Below are 18241 nucleotides of genomic sequence, written 5' to 3'. Positions count from 1 at the left end.
ATTACTAACGTTATCTTTTAAAGGTAAGTAGTAATCGGTTGTTGAATACACCATGGGGGGCTGGTAATTACCAAGCCCCCCATCTTTCTAAGAGAGAAAAGATATGTCAAAAGAATTTAGCCGCACACAGCGTGTGTCGCAACAATTACAAAAAGAACTAGCAGTTATGCTACAACGTGAAGTTCGTGATTCACGTATCGGTATGGTGACTATTTCTGATGTAGAAGTATCACGTGATTTAGCTTATGCAAAAGTATTCGTGACTTTCTTCTGTGTTGGTGATCAAACTCCTGAATCAAGCTTAGCCGCTCTAAAAGAGCACGAGCCATCATTACGTATGATGCTTGGCAAGCGCATTCGCTTACGCCTAACTCCTGAAATTCGTTTTACTTACGACAACACACTTGTTGAAGGTATGCGTATGTCTAATTTAGTAACTGATGTTGTTAATACAGATAAACGTAAAATGGCAGAATCAGGCCGCACCGAATCAGATGAAGGTGAAGAGTAATGGCTCGCCGTCGTAAGGGTCGTCCGGTTAATGGTGTTATCTTAATTGATAAACCAACAGGTATTACTTCAAACGATACTCTGCAAAAAGTTAAACGCATTTACTTTGCTGAAAAAGCAGGTCATACAGGTGCACTTGATCCTCTAGCAACAGGTATGCTTCCTATTTGTTTAGGTGAAGCAACGAAGTTTTCTCAGTTTCTTTTAGACTCTGATAAACGCTACCGTGTTGTCGCTAAACTAGGTGAGCGTACGAATACATCAGACTCTGATGGTGAAGTGGTTCAAACTCGTGAAGTAAAAGTGGATCGCGGTCAGCTAGAGCGTTGTATTGCGAAATTCCGTGGTACAACGGATCAAATTCCATCAATGTTTTCAGCATTAAAATACCAAGGTCGTCCTTTGTATGAATATGCACGTGAAGGCATTGAAGTACCTCGTGAGTCACGTAAGATCACTGTTTATTCTATTGAATTGCTCCGTTTTGAAGGGCATGAAGTAGAAATGGAAGTGCATTGTTCAAAAGGTACTTACATTCGTACGATCACTGATGATTTGGGTGAAATGCTGGGTTGTGGTGCGCACGTAACTTACTTACGTCGTACAGGCGTGTCGAACTACCCATATGAGAATATGGTAACGATCGAAGACCTAGAAGCATTACTTGAGCAAGCACATCGTGAAGAACGAGCTCCTCGTGAGTTGCTTGACCCATTATTAATGCCAATGGACTCAGCAGTACAAGATTTACCTGAAGTAAATATGATCCCTGAATTGGCAGATCATGTTTTACACGGTCAACCGGTACAAGTGTTTGGCGCTCCACAAGATGGCATCGTTCGTATGACATCGGGTGATGAACGTTTATTCATCGGTGTTGGTCACATTGATGATGATGGTCGTGTTGCTCCTAAGCGTTTAGTTGTTTTTCGAGATGAAGAAGAAAAATAATTAATCCTGAGCTTCAAAAGAGTAGAAAGAGCAAAAGCTGTTGGTTTTTGCTCTTTTTTTATTGCTTTATTATTGTTCATCCGTATAATTCGCCCTTCGCGTAGTGGCTGAATCAGAGATTGGCTACTACAAATATTAAACTACTCTTATCAGGAGAGAATTATGTCTCTGAATGCAGAAACTAAAGCAGCAATCGTTGCTGAATACGCACAATCTGAAGGCGACACAGGTTCACCAGAAGTACAAGTAGCACTACTAACTGCTTCTATCAACCACCTTCAAGGTCACTTTGCTAATCACAAGCACGATCACCACAGCCGTCGTGGTCTACTACGTATGGTTTCTAGCCGTCGTAAGCTTCTTGATTACCTAAAAGGCAAAAACCTTGCTCGTTACCAAGATCTAATCAAACGTCTAGGCCTACGTCGCTAATTTGCGATGTCTGTAAAGGCAGTTTGACGAAAAGGAGCGTTTATCGCTCCTTTTTTTATGCTCTAAAATCTCCTTTTTCATTCCTGAAACTCGCATCTTCCCCTAATTGAGGTATACTGTGCCTCGTTGAAATTGCTCAGTAGTAATTTTGATAAAACTATCCAATTCATCATATTACAGTCACCGAAGTCGGCCACTAGGTCGCGGCTATTACAAATTGTCTTTAGTGAAGTCAATTTGTACTAGTCGCGATTAGTAGTATGTTGAATTATCAACTACAAATTTCTTATTTTTGATAGCACAAAGTGCCATTTAACAATAAGAATAAAGGAAAAAAAATGTTCGCGAATCCAGTCGTAAAATCATTTCAGTACGGTAACCATACCGTTACTCTAGAAACGGGTGTAATTGCTCGTCAAGCTACAGCTGCTGTAATGGCAAGCATGGACGATACATCTGTATTCGTTTCTGTTGTTGCTAAGAAAGAAGCTGTTCCTGGTCAAGATTTCTTCCCACTAACAGTTAACTACCAAGAGCGTACGTACGCTGCGGGTAAAATCCCTGGTGGTTTCTTTAAGCGTGAAGGCCGTCCTTCTGAAGCTGAAACACTAACAGCTCGTCTAATTGACCGTCCAATCCGTCCTCTTTTCCCTGATGCATTCAAAAACGAAGTACAGGTAATTGCAACGGTTGTTTCTATCAACCCTGAAGTTAACCCAGACATGATCACTATGATCGGTACGTCTGCGGCATTAGCTATTGCTGGTATTCCATTTAACGGTCCTATCGGTGCTGCACGTGTTGGTCACATCAACGGTGAGCTTGTTCTTAACCCATCAAATACTGAGCTTGAAAACTCTAAACTAGACCTAGTAGTGTCTGGTACAGAAGGCGCAGTATTAATGGTTGAATCAGAAGCTGATAACCTAACTGAAGAAGAAATGCTATCTGCTGTTGTGTTCGGTCACGATCAACAACAAGTTGTTATCAAAGCAATCAATGAGTTTGCTGCTGAAGTTGCTACTCCTGCATGGGATTGGGTTGCTCCAGAAGAGAACACAGTTCTTAACTCACGTATTGCAGAACTAGCAGAAGCTAAATTAGTTGAAGCTTACCAAATTACTGAAAAAATGACTCGTTACGATCGCATTCATGAAATCGCGGCTGAAGTTAACGAAGTTCTAGTATCTGAAAATGAAGATGTGAACCTAAAAGAAGTTCACACTATTTTCCACGATCTAGAGAAAACGGTTGTACGTCGCAGTATCATCGCTGGTAATCCACGTATCGATGGTCGTGAAAAAGACATGGTTCGTGCGCTAGACGTACGTACTGGTGTTCTTCCTCGTACACACGGTTCTTCTCTATTCACTCGTGGTGAAACTCAAGCTCTTGTTACTGCAACGCTTGGTACACAACGTGATGCTCAAATCATCGATAGCCTAATGGGTGAGAAGAAAGATCACTTCCTTCTACACTACAACTTCCCTCCATACTGTGTAGGTGAAACTGGTTTTGTTGGTTCACCTAAGCGTCGTGAAATTGGTCACGGTAAACTGGCTAAACGTGGTATCCAAGCGGTTATGCCTTCTATTGAAGAATTCCCATACACAGTACGTGTAGTTTCGGAAATCACTGAATCTAACGGTTCATCTTCAATGGCTTCTGTATGTGGTACATCTCTAGCTCTTATGGATGCTGGTGTTCCAATTAAAGCATCTGTTGCTGGTATCGCGATGGGTCTTGTGAAAGAAGGCGACGATTTCGTTGTTCTTTCTGATATCCTTGGTGACGAAGACCACCTAGGTGATATGGACTTTAAAGTAGCGGGTACTAATGAAGGTATCACTGCACTTCAAATGGACATCAAAATCGAAGGTATCACTAAAGAGATCATGCAGATCGCTCTAAACCAAGCTCAAGGTGCGCGTAAGCACATCCTTAAAGTTATGGATGAAGCAATCTCTGGTGCTCGTGAAGATATCTCTGAATTTGCTCCACGTATCCACACAATGAAAATCAGCTCTGATAAGATCAAAGATGTTATCGGTAAAGGTGGTGCAGTTATCCGTGCTCTTTGTGAAGAGACTGGCACAACTATCGAAATCGAAGACGACGGTACTATCAAAATCGCTGCAACTGAAGGTGCTGCTGCTAAAGAAGCGATTCGTCGCATCGAAGAGATCACTGCTGAAGTTGAAGTGGGTAAGATCTACACAGGTAAAGTTATGCGTATCGTAGATTTCGGTGCGTTCGTAACGGTTCTTGGTCCTAAAGAAGGTCTAGTTCACATTTCTCAAATCGCAGAAGAGCGTATCGAGAAAGTGGCTGATCACTTACAAGTTGGTCAAGAAGTGAAAACTAAAGTACTTGAAATCGACCGTCAAGGCCGTATTCGTCTAAGTATTAAAGAAGCAAATGCTGAACTAAATCCAGCACCTGCTGCTGAAGCAAAAGACGCAGAATAATCTTATTGATTACAGTCTTTTGATTTAAAGCATGTTATAAAGGGAGCAGAAATGCTCCCTTTTCTTTTAATATAGAGTCGCTTTTATTAAAAGAATTAGGTTTATCATAGGAGAAAATGAGTGAATTGGATTCGAGTAGCCTTAGTTGGCGCAGTATTAGTGTTGTCTGGGTGTGCATCTAAAGGGGATACATCAGGATGGGGATACCCTCCAATGGCAGTTCCTTTACAACCAAGTATCCAACAAGAGATCCAATTATCTCGTTTGGACCAATTGCTACAGCGCCCTGATGTGGATGATGTAACTCGTGCAAAAATGTATTATGAAAGAGGGTTAATTAAAGACAGTTTAGGTTTACGTGACTTGGCTCGTGTCGACTTTACTCAATCTTTAACGTTAAAACCTGATCAGAGTGATGTGTTTAATATCCTTGGTGTTTACTACACACAAAATACAGATTTTGATGGAGCTTATGAAGCACTAGATTCTGCTTTAGAGTTAGATCCAAACAACCAATTTGCGGAACGTAATTTAGCTATCGCTCTATATTATGGTGAGCGCTACGATCAAGCGTATGAGATTGCTCAAAAGCATTACAATGATGCACCTCGCGATCCATATCGTGCTATTTGGTTGTATTGGATTGGTTTAGAAGTGGATGCAAAAGTCGCAACAGAAACCTTCCAAAAACAATATCAACAAAGAACAGATGAAGATTTTGGATGGGATCTTGCAGGACTTATTTTAAAAGAAACTTCTGAAGATGAGTTTTTGAAAAAAATCTTAACTACAACTCGTAATAATGTCGCATTGGCAGAAAAACTAACAGAAGGTTATTTTTACTTAGCTAAGCGTTACCAATACGAAGGTGATTATCCAAACGCAATTGCTTTGTATAAGTTAAGTATGTCGAACAACGTTTATGAGTATGTAGAACATCGATATTCGTTTGTGGAACTAGGTAATATCTATAAAGCTTTACGTGATTTGCAAGAGCAAAAAATAAAAGAGCAGCAAGCACAAGAAGCGAAAGAAACACCGGTTGCACCACAGGAAACAAGTACTGAAAAAGAGATTCTAAAAGAAGAAGCAACAGCAGAATAATTAGCTACATTAGTATAATAAAAAAGCCTTATTCATATGGATAAGGCTTTTTTGTATTCAAAAGAAAATTCAAAATTACATTTGAATGTCTAATCCAGCAATGTTGTGCCAGTAACCATTACAATGACGAGCATCTTTTAAAGCAAACTTTGCAGAACCTGTTTCATTTGCTTTGAATTTGCTTACTTCATCAAATGTTTCAACACTTAATGGACTTAAGCGTACCACGTCAACTAGGCTACTCATGCTTGGTAAGTCATTAATCAAGTTGTAGCAGTAGCCAGATTGAGTTTGAATACCATTTAACGTGAATACTTCCTGACCTTCTTGGCTATTAACCGTAATGCCTGTTGGGTATTTAATACAGCACGTTTCGCATTCATCTTTTGGTTTATTCTCAGCACGAGCAGTAAAGCAGCGAGCAGAATACGCAAGAGGAAGATAACCGTAACTGAATACTTCGGTTTCAAATTTATTACGGATACCAAGTTCATCACATTGAGTTAATACGTTCTGTAGCCATTCACGAGAAAGCTCTACAGGCATACACCAACGGGTCATCCCTTGCTTTAAAAAGATGTTTAGGGTTTGAGCGTTATAACAGTTAACTGCTGGACCAACAACAAATGGAACTTTGCTCTCTGATGCTAGTTGAATTGCCGATACATCATTGGCTTCGATAATAAAATCACCATTATCAATGTACTTTTTCATTACATTGACTTCACTCGGTGCTTCTAATAAAGCCATGGTAGATAACACGACTTGTTTACCAGAATCTGAAATATCCTTAGCAATAGCAAACCAGTCTTTAGGTTTCATTTCTCGGCGTTTTGAACAAACACTTTCACCTAAATAAATAATATCAGCTTCACTATTGGTTGCTTGTTGATAAAACGACTCAACGTTTTCTTTAGACCAAAAGTATAGGAGTGGACCTAATGCGTATTTCATGATGTTCTCCTATTGCCACTTCTTATGATAAGCACCAAGAGTGGTTTGTGTCCCCTCTGATACATTCGCTAATGTTGCATCCCATTTAGGTTCTACCGCATAGCCTTCAGGATTTGCTTTGTAGCTATCGATAGCTGCACGCCATGTACGAGTTACTTGCTCAACATAAGCAGGGCTGCGTTGACGTCCTTCTATTTTCACTGATGCAACATTGGCTGCAAATAATTCAGGAACTAAAGATAATGTATTTAAACTGGTAGGTTCCTCAAGGGCATGGAAGGTTTTACCTTCTACATCAAAGCGTCCTTTACACAGGGTTGGATAGCCGGCATTTTCACCTTCACCATAACGATCGATTAAAATATTATTTAAACGAGACTCCAGTCCATTATCTGTTTCTTGCCAACGAACATATTTTGCTGGTGAGCAAGCGCCTACTGTGTTTGGCGATTCGCCTGTCATGTATGATGATAAGTAACAACGACCTTCAGACATGATACATAGACTACCAAAAGCGAAGACTTCTAAATCAACATCTGAGGTTAAATTACGAGAAAGTTGTTTAACTTGATGAATAGATAACACTCGTGGCAAAACAACACGTTTAATATTGAAGTTCTTTTTATAGAAATCAATAGCGGCAACATTGGTTGCAGATGCTTGTACCGAGAGGTGTAGCTCTAAATCAGGGTAGGTCGTTGCTGCGTATTCTAGTACAGCAATATCAGAAATAATAAGCGCATCAATTCCCATTGCTGCTGCGTTATCTACGGCCTTTGTCCAACGGCTAAATCCATCTGGGTGAGCAAATGTATTTAAGGCAACATGAATATGTTTATTTTTATCGTGAACATATTGCACTGCTTTCTCAAGCTTTTTACCTGTAAAGTTTAAGCCTGCAAAATGGCGAGCATTTGTGTCGTCTTTAAAACCGATATAAACAGCATCGGCACCGCAATCAATTGCGGTTTTTAGTGCGGGCAAATTACCGGCTGGGCAGAGGAGTTCCATAAGAATACCTAATTACAAAAATCTGATGCTCTATGATAATAGTAACAAAATTTTGAAACTTGATATAAGGCAGGTTTTTAGTTGTTTTGTGTTTTAAATAAAGGCTTGGGATGGATTGAGGTTCAACCTGAGTTTTTGCTCTTTTTAAATTTATAATCGACTGTAATACCTAGAAAGTGGTGGGCTTTATCTAGGTATTAAGTTCGATTATTTCTATTTATCTGGCGCGTTTGTTTTGTACTAATAACGCTTCAATCTCATGTTTTGGTTGAGGTTTGTAGAAATGGAATCCTTGAATAGAATCACAATTTAGACTTGATAATAGCATCGCTTGTTGTCTTGTTTCGACGCCTTCAGCAACGATATCCATGTTTAAATTTTTACCTAAATTAATTACGTTTTCGATGATCGTAATTTGCTTGGGTAATGTATCTATTTCATTAATAAACCCGCGATCGATTTTTAACTCATCTAATGGAAAGCGTGCTAGATAAGCTAAAGAAGAGTAGCCGGTACCAAAGTCATCAATTGATAGAGTAAAACCGAGTTTTTTAATCGCATCAAGCATTTGAATTGCATGTTCGCCATCACTCATTACCGCACTTTCAGTTAATTCTAACGTGATACAATTAGGGTCAACTTGTGTCGTCTTAAGAAGTCTCTCCATGTACTCAATTAATTGAGGGTTACCAAATTGCTCTGGTGACAGGTTAATAGCAATACGGCCAGGTAAGATCCCTTGATTCTTCCATTCTTTAACGGTTTGGAAAACCTCGCGCATCACGACTTTACCTAAAGTTTCAATTAAGCCAGAGCGCTCAGCTACAGGGATGAAACGAGCTGGGCTGATATAACCTTCAACAGGGTGTTTCCATCGAACCAGAGCTTCTGCACCATTAATTCTAAAGTCACGAGCACTTACTTTTGGTTGATACCAAACTTCAAGTCCATTATTTTGAAGTGCTTTTTGTAATTCAATCTCTAACCAAAGACGCATGCGTGCTTCTTTGTTCATTTGGTCATGAAATTTAATTAAACGGTTTCTACCTCGATCTTTTGCTTCATACATGGCTGTGTCTGCATTTTGCAATAAACTGCGAGCATCACTGCCATCTGCCGGGTATTGAACACTACCAATTGAACAAGCAAGACGTTTTGAGAAGTGAACAAGATCGAATGGTTGATTGATTAAATTGATGATCTTTTCAGATAATTGCTCAAGAACTTGGTTATGTTCAGGTTTTGGAAATAGAATTCCAAATTCATCGCCACCTAAATGACCAACTACGGCGTGTTTGGGTAATAGTTTCTGTAAGCGATTAGAGATCTCTTTTAAGACTCGATCCCCAATATGATGCCCAAGTGAGTCATTAATATTTTTAAAGTTATCGATGTCTAAATAGAGCATGAAAAAAGGAATATCTTCTTTAATCATTTTCTCTATAACATGAGTAAAACCGTGTCGGTTATAGATCCCGGTGAGTAGGTCCACTTGAGAAGCGGCAATATGGTTGCTCATTGCAATTTGCTTCTTGTTTTCTTTTAAAATAACAAGATGAGCAGGGCTTCCTAATATGTGAGTTTCTTCAACCGTTAATATTAATTCGGCACGCAGAGAGCAATTAGCGGTAGTTCTTACTGTTAATTGTTGTTCAGAAGGTAAGTTTGATATTAACTCTGATAAGCATTGAGTACGAGAAGGGGAGTGTAAAAGTTGTTCAATGCTTTCGCCAATAAATTCTGCTGGATTGTTAAACCCAAGCATTTTAGCTGATGCTCCGTTTGCAGAGACAATAATATCTCCCTCGATTAAAAAGACGGAGTCACTTAATAGCTCTGTGAGTTTGTGGTACTTAGATTCACTTTCTTTTAGAGAGTTGAGAAGTTGTTGGCGTTCTGAGGTATCGACAGCGTGGAATACAATATAAGTGGTATCTTCTTCATAAATAGGGAAGAGACTGAAATGTAGACTGGTATCAAAACGATGGTCATCTAGCGTAATTTCAGCTTCAATTTTTTCACCGTTTAGGGCTCGGTCATAATAGGCTTTTAATGACGAGTAAAAATGTTTACCTAAAATTTCAGAGTCACTTCGACCACAAAGGGATTCACGGTTTAATCCACTAAGTTCACAGTAACGGTTGTTTACTGTTATGTATTTATGGTCTTTGTCCAAAATAGCAAACAGAAATGGACTGTTATCTGTAAGCAAAGGAAGCCAATGTTGTATTTGAGAAAGAGACATAGTGTTACCGCTTTTAGTAAAGAAGACCAATAACTTCCAGAGATATAATGTTTATTTATAAGACGAACAGTAAAATATACATTGAAAGAATCCCTATTTTCTACCTTTAATCGTAATAAGTGCTTTTTTTGATAATAAACAGGTTAGATATCACTCTATCAATTTATACTTGCCTCTAGTTATCGACCAAATGTTATGGAAATTAAGTGTGATTAATCAAATTCGTTCGAAATTAGTAGAAAATGCGGCCTCTGTTTTAAAAACTCCTGCAAAGTTAGTTCCTGTTTCAATTCAACAGAAGATGTTACTCGAAGGATTAAAACAAGTTTTTCATGAAGCTCTTGAAGATGGTGATTTTGAGTTTTTAGAAGATAAATGGCTTAAAGTTTCGATTCTTGATCTCGAATTAGAATGGTTTATCAGCTATCAAGATGAAAAACTGGTAGTCTCAAATAAAACAGAGAATGATGATGTGAGTTTCAGTGGGCAGTTAAATGATCTGATTTTAATTGCAGGCCGAAAAGAAGATCCTGATACTTTGTTTTTTCAACGTCGCCTAAAAATTGAAGGCGATACAGAGCTTGGTTTGGAAGTGAAAAACTTAATGGATAGCGTTGATCTTGATTCGTTACCAAAACCATTAAATCAAGCATTAATGACGTTGGCGAACTTTGTACAGCAAGGTTTGCAGAAACCAGAAGTTAAAGAGACCATGAATGCTTATTAGAACTGAAGCTCCAGCTGATATTCTGACGGTTGACCGTTTAGTTCGCTCTGCATTTGATACTGAAGCAGAAGCGAAATTAGTGATGTCTTTGCGTGAAAACAGTCATTTAACACTTGCATTAGTTGCATGTAGTGATGATGGTGAAGTGATTGGTCATTGCTTATTTAGTCCAGTTACTCTTAATGGCGATGATTTAAACTGGCAAGGATTAGCTCCTTTATGTGTAAAAAAGGAGCATCAAAAACAAGGTATTGCTGAGGCATTAGTAAAAGAAGGCCTAGAGATGTTGACTGAACTGGGGTATCCCGTTGCTGTCGTATTAGGTGATCCTAATTACTATCAACGTTTTGGTTTTGAATCAGCGACGAATTACGATATGCACTCTAAATGGGAAGTTCCTGAAGGTGCTTTTATGATTAAAGCCTGTTCTTCTGAGTTTATTGAAGGGAAATCAGGGTTAATCGAGTACTGTCCTGAATTTGATTTATTATAAATAGACGAAAAGAATGCTCATCTTGCTATGAGCATTCTATTTTTATTGGTAGTTAGCGCTTTAATCCCCATACTTCTACTTTGGCTTTTTTCACCACTCCCGCGGCATTTAATGTCAGGTTTCCCCAACTTTTATATTGTAATTCCAGAAAATCAAATTTGGATTTATCCGTTCCTGGTAATTTATAAGTTCGAGAACTCATTCCCTTTGTTAATGTGCCCATGGTTTTTAATTGTTTGGTTGAGCCATCAGTCATGGTTACTTTCATATTTTTTATGCTGACAGTACCTTGCACACATTTGATTTTTATCTTGGAAAATTTACGCTCACTAAGAAAAGGCAGGGGCTCTACTTTATCTTCCTCTTGCTCAAAGTTAACCGTTTTATCGCCAATCAGTACCCAATCATCTTTATCTTTCGCATAAACAGTATTTATTGATACAGCATTAATAAGTAAAACAAGAGCAATCATTGAAAGAAAAGAGGAGAAAGCGGTAGCAGTAATTAATTGTTTTTTCATTAGCCATAGTCTTAATACAAAAATGAGGGGCTAAAGTATTGAATCAAAATACATGCAAAGTCAGGAGTAGGTTAAAATGTCACTATGTATAATATTTGAGACGAAGTGGCGTTACTCAGTAATGATGAGTGTGTGTTCCTAGTGTGTATAAGTAGCATCAAATCTAGAATATTGATAAGATTCTCCACCTTAGATAAGCAGGTGAATGATATGCCCCAACAAGCACTACAGTTTTTAAATGAGATGGATATTTCGGTTTGGCAGGTTCGTCAGACAAGCTATTTTCCAGCATTAGAAAACACAACATTATCGTTACCTGAAACTTGTCAGTTATTATTTGTAGCTCCTGCTATACCGACAGAACGTGATGCTTTTCTATTTGGAAAAGTGCTTGCGAGTATGAAGCTGTCGCCTGAGCAGGCGTTATTTCTTTCCTCTGAGTCATTAGAATATATTGGTGAGCATCATTTAGATTGGTGCTGGTTCTCTGGGGTATCAACCACAGAGCTAGAAGGCGTTAAAATATTAACCTCTCCTTTATTGTCAGAGATGCATTCTAATACTCAATCACGACGTGATTTATGGCGACAAATTTGTTCTTATGACAATTAAAATTCAAACAACTTCTGAATCTCATTTAGATGATATTTGGCGAATAGAAAGAGCTGCTCATTCACATCCTTGGGCTGAATCTATGATCAGAGAGCTTGATAGTCGCTGTGCTCAGCATCGAGTCATGCTAGTTGATGAGCAAGTCGTGGGTTACTTTTATGCTCAAAATGTTGTCGGCGAAGTGACTTTATTGAATATTGCGATAGATCCTGCTCATCAAGGTAAAGGGTTCGGGCGTAAGTTAACTGAATTTTTTATTGATATGTGTATGGAGCAAAAAGCTGAATCAGCATGGCTCGAAGTGCGTGAAAGTAATACTAAAGCTATCTCACTATATGAGTCTGAAGGGTTTAATGAAGTGACTCGCCGTCATGATTATTACCCAACAAATAATGGCAAAGAAGACGCTATTATTATGAGCTTTATATTTTTCTAAATTCCTTACTTTAGATAAGAGGCGAGTTTGCGTATAATCTCGCCTAATTATTACATGTTCTATCCTTTCTGAAATCTTACAGGATTATCAACGCTTATGTCTTTTTTACAAGAAGTGGGTAAACGCAGAACGTTTGCCATCATTTCTCACCCGGATGCGGGTAAAACAACCATTACTGAAAAAGTATTATTATTCGGAAACGCGATTCAAAAAGCGGGTACCGTAAAAGGTCGTGGTTCAAACCAGCACGCAAAATCAGACTGGATGGAAATGGAAAAAGAACGTGGTATCTCTGTTACTACGTCAGTAATGCAATTTCCATTCAACGATTGTTTGGTTAACTTACTTGATACTCCTGGACACGAAGATTTCTCGGAAGATACTTATCGTACACTAACTGCTGTTGACTCATGCTTAATGGTTATTGATGCAGCAAAAGGTGTCGAAGATCGTACTCGTAAATTAATGGAAGTTACGCGTTTACGTGATACGCCAATCGTAACCTTCATGAACAAATTAGACCGTGAAGTACGTGACCCAATGGAAGTGCTTGATGAAGTAGAAAGCGAGCTAGGTATGGCTTGTGCTCCTATTTCATGGCCTATTGGTTGTGGTAAAGAATTTAAAGGTGTTTACCATATTCACCGTGACGAAACGATTTTATATGAATCAGGTCATGGTCATGAGATCCAAGAAGTACGTACGATCAAAGGTCTTGATAACCCTGAACTGGATGCTGCTGTTGGTTCTGATTTGGCTGAAAGTGTTCGTGAAGAACTAGAACTTGTTATGGGCGCATGTCCTGAGTTTGATCATGAGCTTTTCCTAGCTGGTGAATTGACACCTGTGTACTTCGGTACTGCTCTTGGTAACTTCGGTGTTGACCATATGCTAGAAGGTCTTACTGACTGGGCTCCTGCGCCACAAACACGTCAAGCAAATGAGCGTGATGTTGTAGCTACAGAAGATAAGTTCTCAGGCTTTGTCTTTAAGATTCAAGCAAATATGGATCCTAAACACCGTGACCGTATTGCCTTTATGCGTATTGTATCTGGTACATATACTCAGGGCATGAAGATGAACCACGTTCGTACAGGTAAAAACGTCAGTATTTCTGATGCGGTAACCTTTATGGCGGGTGACCGTTCACGTGCTGAAACGGCTTATGCTGGTGATATTATCGGTTTACATAACCATGGTACTATTCAAATTGGTGATACCTTTACTCAAGGTGAAAGCTTGAAGTTCTCAGGTATTCCTAACTTTGCACCAGAATTGTTCCGTCGTATTCGTCTGAAAGATCCTCTGAAGCAAAAACAACTACTTAAAGGTCTAGTTCAATTATCTGAAGAAGGTGCGGTACAAGTATTCCGTCCACTTCAAAACAATGACCTTATTGTTGGTGCCGTTGGTGTGCTTCAGTTTGACGTGGTTGTGGCTCGTCTTAAAGCAGAATATAACGTTGAAGCGATTTATGAAGGCGTGAGCGTTGCAACAGCTCGTTGGGTTGATTGTACTGATGGTAAGAAAATGGATGAGTTCCAACGTAAGAACCAAGCTAACTTGGCGCTTGATGGTGGTGACAACCTAACTTACATCGCACCGACAATGGTGAATCTAAATCTTGCTTCTGAGCGTTTCCCAGATGTTCAATTTAGAGCGACGCGTGAGCACTAATTAATCAGTTGCTTATCAAATAAATAAAAACGGAGTCTTAACGGACTCCGTTTTTGTATCTATAGTAATACTAGTGTACTTATACTCATCAACTCATCAACTCATCAACTCATTCAGGTTCGTATTATTCATTGGTACGTTAAGTAAGAAAGGAAGCATGAATGTTAAAGTTAATTAAATTATGGATACGAAAGTATGATGTATGGTGTGAGTCATTAGGCTTAACACCAGAAAACAAGCGCAGTTGTGTTCCTTATAGAAAAGAAGAAGAGTAATGGCTTTTACGTTCATTGATTCACATTGTCATTTTGATTTTGACCCTTTTAAAGATAATGAAGTGTCCTACTTACAAATGGCAAAGGATAAAGGTGTAACAACGCTCGTTGTACCCAGTGTGAATCAATCAAACTGGAATCAAGTGAGTAGATTGGCACATCAATTTGATGAGATTTATTACGCATTAGGCATTCACCCATTATTTATTACATCAACTTATGAAAAGGAATTAGAGAACTTAGTTGAGTTGCTTGATGGAGAAAATAATAAATGCGTAGCGATTGGTGAATGTGGGCTGGATTTTTGGCATCCAGAAAGTGATAAGGAAATTCAGTTTTCTGTTTTTCGTCAACAGTGTTTATTGGCAAAAAAGCATCAACTTCCTTTGATCATTCACAGTCGTAAAAGCCACGATATGGTATTAAAGCTGTTGAGAGAAATTCAGCCAGAGAGAGGTGGAGTAATTCACGGGTTTAGTGGTAGCTTGCAGCAGGCCAATCAGTTCATTGAATTAGGGTTTTATATTGGTGTCGGTGGCGTGATCAGTTACGAAAGAGCAAAGAAGACTAAAATGGTCATTTCACAGCTGCCTTTAGATAAAATTTTATTAGAAACTGACGCACCAGACATGCCAGTATTTGGCTTTCAAGGTGAAAAAAACACCCCAGATAAAGTACAAAAAATATTCGAATATCTGTCTTTGATTAGAAAAGAGTCAATGCAAACGATTTCGGAAACTGTTTATAAAAATACCACCTCTTTGTTTGGGATTTGAGTTACCAGTCATTTCTTTAGTTGTAATTGATGATTATTTAGAAACGCCTTAGTGATAATGATCACAATTATGAATGAATAAAGCATGTATCAGCCACGATTATGTGACAACAGCATTACTTTCTTTGTGGTTCAATGAGTATAATCGCCCCCGCTAATTTGAAACACGCCAACAATAAATTTAGGGAAAACTTTAACTATGAGCCTGCTAATGAGTTTGGTTGGGATCGTGGTACTGCTAGGTATAGCTGTACTTCTTTCTGATAACCGTAAAGCAATCAATCTACGCACTGTCGGTGGCGCTTTTGCTATCCAATTCTTCTTAGGCGCATTTGTACTTTATGTACCTGTGGGTCGTGATGTACTTTATGGTGCATCGGAAGCTGTTGCTAACGTAATTAACTACGGTAACCAAGGTATCGAATTCTTATTCGGTGGTTTAGTTTCTGGTAAAATGTTCGAAGTATTTGGTGGCGGCGGTTTCGTATTCGCACTGCGTGTACTTCCTGTAATAGTATTCTTTGCTTCTTTAACTGCTGTTCTTTACTACCTAGGCATCATGCAAATCGTGATTAACTTCCTAGGTGGTGCATTGCAGAAAGCACTTGGCACATCTCGTGCAGAATCACTGTCTGCTACAGCTAACATCTTTGTTGGTCAAACAGAAGCGCCTCTAGTTGTGCGTCCGTTTGTTCCTAAAATGACTCAATCTGAGCTATTTGCAGTAATGTGTGGTGGTCTAGCATCTGTTGCTGGTGGTGTACTAGCTGGTTATGCTTCTATGGGCGTGCCTCTAGAGTACCTAATCGCAGCATCATTCATGGCTGCACCTGGTGGTCTTCTATTTGCTAAAATCATCAAGCCAGAAACAGAACAACCAATTGAGCAACTAGATGCTCTAGATAACGAAGGCGATGACAAACCAGCTAACGTAATCGATGCCGCTGCTGCAGGTGCTGCAACGGGTATGCAACTTGCGTTAAACGTAGGTGCAATGCTTCTTGCGTTTATCGGTTTAATCGCTCTAATCAATGGTATCTTAGGTGGTATCGGTGGTTGGTTCGATATGCCTCATATCACTCTAGAACTGATTCTTGGTTACATCTTTGCTCCTTTAGCATTTTTAATCGGTGTTCCATGGGAAGAAGCAACAATTGCTGGTTCATTCCTTGGTCAAAAACTGGTAGTTAACGAATTCGTTGCATACCTAAACTTTGCACCTTACCTAGCTGATGGCGCAGAAGTGGTTCTTTCTGAGAAAACAGAAGCAATCATCTCATTCGCACTATGTGGTTTCGCTAACCTTTCTTCTGTAGCGATTCTTCTTGGTGGTCTAGGTAGCCTTGCACCAGCACGTCGTCATGACATCGCTCGCATGGGTATGAAAGCGGTTGCTGCTGGTACATTATCAAACCTAATGTCTGCAACAATTGCAGGTCTATTCCTATCTCTATAATCGTATAGAGCGGAACAGATAATCATTATAAAACCCGCATTATGTGCGGGTTTTTTTATGTCTGTTGCTCATGAAAAAGTGTGATGAATAAATGCGCTAAAATCACATTTTTTATGCAAAAAGTTTGAGATGCAAACCGATTGCGTTACCACACAAAAACAATCAAGCAAAATTATATTGATATAATGAATCCATAATAAAAGAGAGAAGAATTGCTAGGTTAAAAAAATGAGCTATGGTCTACACTGTAGTTAAAGCACACATAACCTAAAATGAGAGTCAATTATGAATGAAGTTTTACTATCTATGTTCGCAGGTTTGATTGTTGGAGTTGTTTTCTCTGCAATTAAGCTGCCTATTCCTGCGCCTCCAGTTCTTTCTGGTGTGATGGGAATTGTCGGCGTTTACGCTGGTGCAGTCGGTTATCAATGGATTGTTGAACGTTTCTTTTCATAATCTCAGTGTCTTTCTCTGGAAACATTGTTTCTCTAGTGCCTCAAAAGAAGTATTGATAAGATGAAGCAATGTTTCAACGGTGTCTCATGATGAGACGTTAACAAAATCAGTATTTTATTTATTAGAAAATGGAATAAATACTGGCGGCAAAATGGATATTGATTGGGCTTAATATATTGTCCAATTCTTCAAGGAATCAAGTCCGCTCATTTGCTGTTGAACGTACTTAACCTGAACAGCAAAACTATCAAAGAATTCTATCTATCGGAGATAACAATGAGCGATTTAAAAGCAGCTGCACTACGTGCATTAAAGTTGATGGATTTAACAACACTAAACGATAACGATACAGACGAAGCGGTAATTGCACTTTGTAAAAATGCAAAAACAGCAGTAGGTAATACAGCGGCTGTATGTATCTACCCTCGTTTTATTCCTATCGCTAAGAAAACGCTGCGCGAACAAGGCACACCAGAAGTACGCATTGCAACAGTAACTAACTTCCCTCACGGTAATGATGATATTGAGATTGCTGTTGCTGAAACAAAAGCAGCGGTTGCTTATGGTGCAGATGAAGTTGATGTGGTTTTCCCATATCGTGCTCTTATTGCTGGTGATGAAACAACAGGTTTTGAACTGGTTAAGCAATGTAAAGAAGCATGTGGTGATGTTCTTCTTAAAGTAATCATCGAAACTGGTGAATTAAAAGAAGAAGCATTAATCAAAAAAGCATCTCAAATCTGTATTGAAGCGGGCGCTAACTTTATCAAAACCTCAACAGGTAAAGTGCCAGTAAACGCAACGCCTGAATACGCACGTATGATGCTTGAAGTTATCCGTGATATGGATGTAGCTAAAACAGTTGGTTTTAAACCTGCTGGTGGCGTTCGCACTGCTGAAGATGCACAAGCATACCTAGCAATGGCTGATGATATTCTTGGTGGCGATTGGGCTGATAATATGCACTACCGTTTTGGTGCATCAAGCCTACTGACTAACCTATTAAATACATTAGAAGTAACAGAAGAAACAGCTGATCCATCAGCTTACTAGTTTCTCGTTACTTGATTTATAGCTAAGAAATAAATCGACTTAGGTGAGACATACTCGTCTCGCCTACCTCAACCCTACCTATTTTA

General features: G+C 39.0%; 18 protein-coding genes. 14 read left to right on the top strand and 4 right to left on the bottom strand.

Going from position 1 to position 18241, the window contains the following annotated elements; all coding sequences use genetic code 11:
* Positions 1-103 precede the first annotated feature (103 nt).
* From rbfA to nlpI, 5 genes are all read left to right on the top strand, one after another.
* On the top strand, positions 104-511 hold the full coding sequence (gene rbfA, locus HC728_RS06790; protein ID WP_005417680.1) for a 30S ribosome-binding factor RbfA: 408 nt from the start codon (positions 104-106) through the stop codon (positions 509-511).
* The gene (gene truB, locus HC728_RS06785; RefSeq protein WP_005417681.1) at positions 511-1461 is read left to right on the top strand and encodes a tRNA pseudouridine(55) synthase TruB; all 951 of its coding nucleotides are present in this window, start codon (positions 511-513) and stop codon (positions 1459-1461) included. Before rbfA ends, truB begins: the two co-directional genes overlap by 1 nt.
* A gap of 162 nt (positions 1462-1623) precedes the next feature.
* On the top strand, positions 1624-1893 hold the full coding sequence (gene rpsO / locus HC728_RS06780; RefSeq protein ID WP_005417682.1) for a 30S ribosomal protein S15: 270 nt from the start codon (positions 1624-1626) through the stop codon (positions 1891-1893).
* 338 nt (positions 1894-2231) lie between these two features.
* Positions 2232-4361 (top strand): polyribonucleotide nucleotidyltransferase, encoded by a 2130-nt coding sequence (gene pnp, locus HC728_RS06775; RefSeq protein ID WP_012534174.1) that lies wholly within the window; start codon positions 2232-2234, stop codon positions 4359-4361.
* A 120-nt stretch (positions 4362-4481) separates the two neighbouring features.
* Positions 4482-5465, top strand: a complete 984-nt coding sequence (nlpI, locus tag HC728_RS06770; protein ID WP_190395230.1) for a lipoprotein NlpI — start codon at positions 4482-4484, stop codon at positions 5463-5465.
* Positions 5466-5540: 75 nt separating this feature from the next.
* On the opposite strand, the gene HC728_RS06765 is transcribed toward nlpI, so the two are convergent.
* The 3 genes from HC728_RS06765 to HC728_RS06755 form a co-directional block, all read right to left on the bottom strand.
* Complete coding sequence (locus tag HC728_RS06765; protein WP_012534154.1) at positions 5541-6419, bottom strand: U32 family peptidase; 879 nt, start codon at positions 6417-6419, stop codon at positions 5541-5543.
* A gap of 9 nt (positions 6420-6428) precedes the next feature.
* Positions 6429-7430, bottom strand: a complete 1002-nt coding sequence (locus tag HC728_RS06760; RefSeq protein WP_005417689.1) for a peptidase U32 family protein — start codon at positions 7428-7430, stop codon at positions 6429-6431.
* 217 nt (positions 7431-7647) lie between these two features.
* Positions 7648-9675 carry an EAL domain-containing protein gene (locus HC728_RS06755; protein ID WP_005417691.1) on the bottom strand — a complete coding sequence of 676 codons (2028 nt, stop codon included), beginning with the start codon at positions 9673-9675 and terminating at the stop codon, positions 7648-7650.
* Between the two features lie 208 nt (positions 9676-9883).
* On the opposite strand from HC728_RS06755, the gene HC728_RS06750 reads away from it, so the two are divergent.
* Positions 9884-10402: an SCP2 domain-containing protein gene (locus tag HC728_RS06750; protein WP_005417693.1), complete on the top strand. Its 519-nt coding sequence runs from the start codon at positions 9884-9886 to the stop codon at positions 10400-10402.
* Entirely contained in the window at positions 10392-10895 is a 504-nt protein-coding gene (locus HC728_RS06745; protein WP_005417699.1) for a GNAT family N-acetyltransferase, read from the top strand. Before HC728_RS06750 ends, HC728_RS06745 begins: the two co-directional genes overlap by 11 nt.
* A gap of 52 nt (positions 10896-10947) precedes the next feature.
* On the opposite strand, the gene HC728_RS06740 is transcribed toward HC728_RS06745, so the two are convergent.
* On the bottom strand, positions 10948-11415 hold the full coding sequence (locus tag HC728_RS06740) for a hypothetical protein (protein ID WP_017018307.1): 468 nt from the start codon (positions 11413-11415) through the stop codon (positions 10948-10950).
* A gap of 210 nt (positions 11416-11625) precedes the next feature.
* On the opposite strand from HC728_RS06740, the gene HC728_RS06735 reads away from it, so the two are divergent.
* The 7 genes from HC728_RS06735 to deoC all read left to right on the top strand — a co-directional run bounded on the left by HC728_RS06735 (position 11626) and on the right by deoC (position 18155).
* A complete protein-coding gene (locus HC728_RS06735) occupies positions 11626-12027 on the top strand; it encodes a DNA polymerase III subunit psi (RefSeq protein ID WP_005417701.1) in 402 nt (133 codons plus the stop codon).
* Positions 12017-12463, top strand: a complete 447-nt coding sequence (gene rimI / locus HC728_RS06730; RefSeq protein ID WP_011261268.1) for a ribosomal protein S18-alanine N-acetyltransferase — start codon at positions 12017-12019, stop codon at positions 12461-12463. Before HC728_RS06735 ends, rimI begins: the two co-directional genes overlap by 11 nt.
* 96 nt (positions 12464-12559) lie before the next feature.
* Positions 12560-14140, top strand: coding sequence for a peptide chain release factor 3 (prfC, locus tag HC728_RS06725; protein ID WP_005417703.1), 1581 nt, complete (start codon positions 12560-12562; stop codon positions 14138-14140).
* A gap of 274 nt (positions 14141-14414) precedes the next feature.
* Positions 14415-15191 (top strand): TatD family hydrolase, encoded by a 777-nt coding sequence (locus tag HC728_RS06720; RefSeq protein WP_190395229.1) that lies wholly within the window; start codon positions 14415-14417, stop codon positions 15189-15191.
* 198 nt (positions 15192-15389) lie between these two features.
* A complete protein-coding gene (locus HC728_RS06715) occupies positions 15390-16646 on the top strand; it encodes a NupC/NupG family nucleoside CNT transporter (RefSeq protein WP_005417707.1) in 1257 nt (418 codons plus the stop codon).
* A gap of 285 nt (positions 16647-16931) precedes the next feature.
* Positions 16932-17102: a XapX domain-containing protein gene (locus HC728_RS06710; protein ID WP_005417708.1), complete on the top strand. Its 171-nt coding sequence runs from the start codon at positions 16932-16934 to the stop codon at positions 17100-17102.
* Between the two features lie 276 nt (positions 17103-17378).
* Positions 17379-18155 carry a deoxyribose-phosphate aldolase gene (gene deoC / locus HC728_RS06705; RefSeq protein WP_005417709.1) on the top strand — a complete coding sequence of 259 codons (777 nt, stop codon included), beginning with the start codon at positions 17379-17381 and terminating at the stop codon, positions 18153-18155.
* Positions 18156-18241 lie beyond the last annotated feature (86 nt).

Source organism: Aliivibrio sp. S10_S31 (assembly GCF_014694495.1).
GTDB lineage: Bacteria > Pseudomonadota > Gammaproteobacteria > Enterobacterales > Vibrionaceae > Aliivibrio > Aliivibrio fischeri.
Note: the sequence above shows the minus strand (reverse complement) of the source record. Positions and strands in the feature narration are given on the sequence as shown.

What these genes read in the sequence shown, in the direction of transcription:
- HC728_RS06765 (WP_012534154.1), bottom strand. Translation starts at nt 6,419, where the DNA reads ATGAAATACGCATTAGGTCCACTCCTATACTTTTGGTCTAAAGAAAAC.
- rbfA (WP_005417680.1), top strand. Translation starts at nt 104, where the DNA reads ATGTCAAAAGAATTTAGCCGCACACAGCGTGTGTCGCAACAATTACAA.
- HC728_RS06760 (WP_005417689.1), bottom strand. Translation starts at nt 7,430, where the DNA reads ATGGAACTCCTCTGCCCAGCCGGTAATTTGCCCGCACTAAAAACCGCA.
- rimI (WP_011261268.1), top strand. Translation starts at nt 12,017, where the DNA reads ATGACAATTAAAATTCAAACAACTTCTGAATCTCATTTAGATGATATT.
- prfC (WP_005417703.1), top strand. Translation starts at nt 12,560, where the DNA reads ATGTCTTTTTTACAAGAAGTGGGTAAACGCAGAACGTTTGCCATCATT.
- HC728_RS06720 (WP_190395229.1), top strand. Translation starts at nt 14,415, where the DNA reads ATGGCTTTTACGTTCATTGATTCACATTGTCATTTTGATTTTGACCCT.
- HC728_RS06715 (WP_005417707.1), top strand. Translation starts at nt 15,390, where the DNA reads ATGAGCCTGCTAATGAGTTTGGTTGGGATCGTGGTACTGCTAGGTATA.
- pnp (WP_012534174.1), top strand. Translation starts at nt 2,232, where the DNA reads ATGTTCGCGAATCCAGTCGTAAAATCATTTCAGTACGGTAACCATACC.
- HC728_RS06740 (WP_017018307.1), bottom strand. Translation starts at nt 11,415, where the DNA reads ATGAAAAAACAATTAATTACTGCTACCGCTTTCTCCTCTTTTCTTTCA.
- HC728_RS06745 (WP_005417699.1), top strand. Translation starts at nt 10,392, where the DNA reads ATGCTTATTAGAACTGAAGCTCCAGCTGATATTCTGACGGTTGACCGT.
- deoC (WP_005417709.1), top strand. Translation starts at nt 17,379, where the DNA reads ATGAGCGATTTAAAAGCAGCTGCACTACGTGCATTAAAGTTGATGGAT.
- HC728_RS06755 (WP_005417691.1), bottom strand. Translation starts at nt 9,675, where the DNA reads ATGTCTCTTTCTCAAATACAACATTGGCTTCCTTTGCTTACAGATAAC.
- HC728_RS06710 (WP_005417708.1), top strand. Translation starts at nt 16,932, where the DNA reads ATGAATGAAGTTTTACTATCTATGTTCGCAGGTTTGATTGTTGGAGTT.
- HC728_RS06735 (WP_005417701.1), top strand. Translation starts at nt 11,626, where the DNA reads ATGCCCCAACAAGCACTACAGTTTTTAAATGAGATGGATATTTCGGTT.
- truB (WP_005417681.1), top strand. Translation starts at nt 511, where the DNA reads ATGGCTCGCCGTCGTAAGGGTCGTCCGGTTAATGGTGTTATCTTAATT.
- rpsO (WP_005417682.1), top strand. Translation starts at nt 1,624, where the DNA reads ATGTCTCTGAATGCAGAAACTAAAGCAGCAATCGTTGCTGAATACGCA.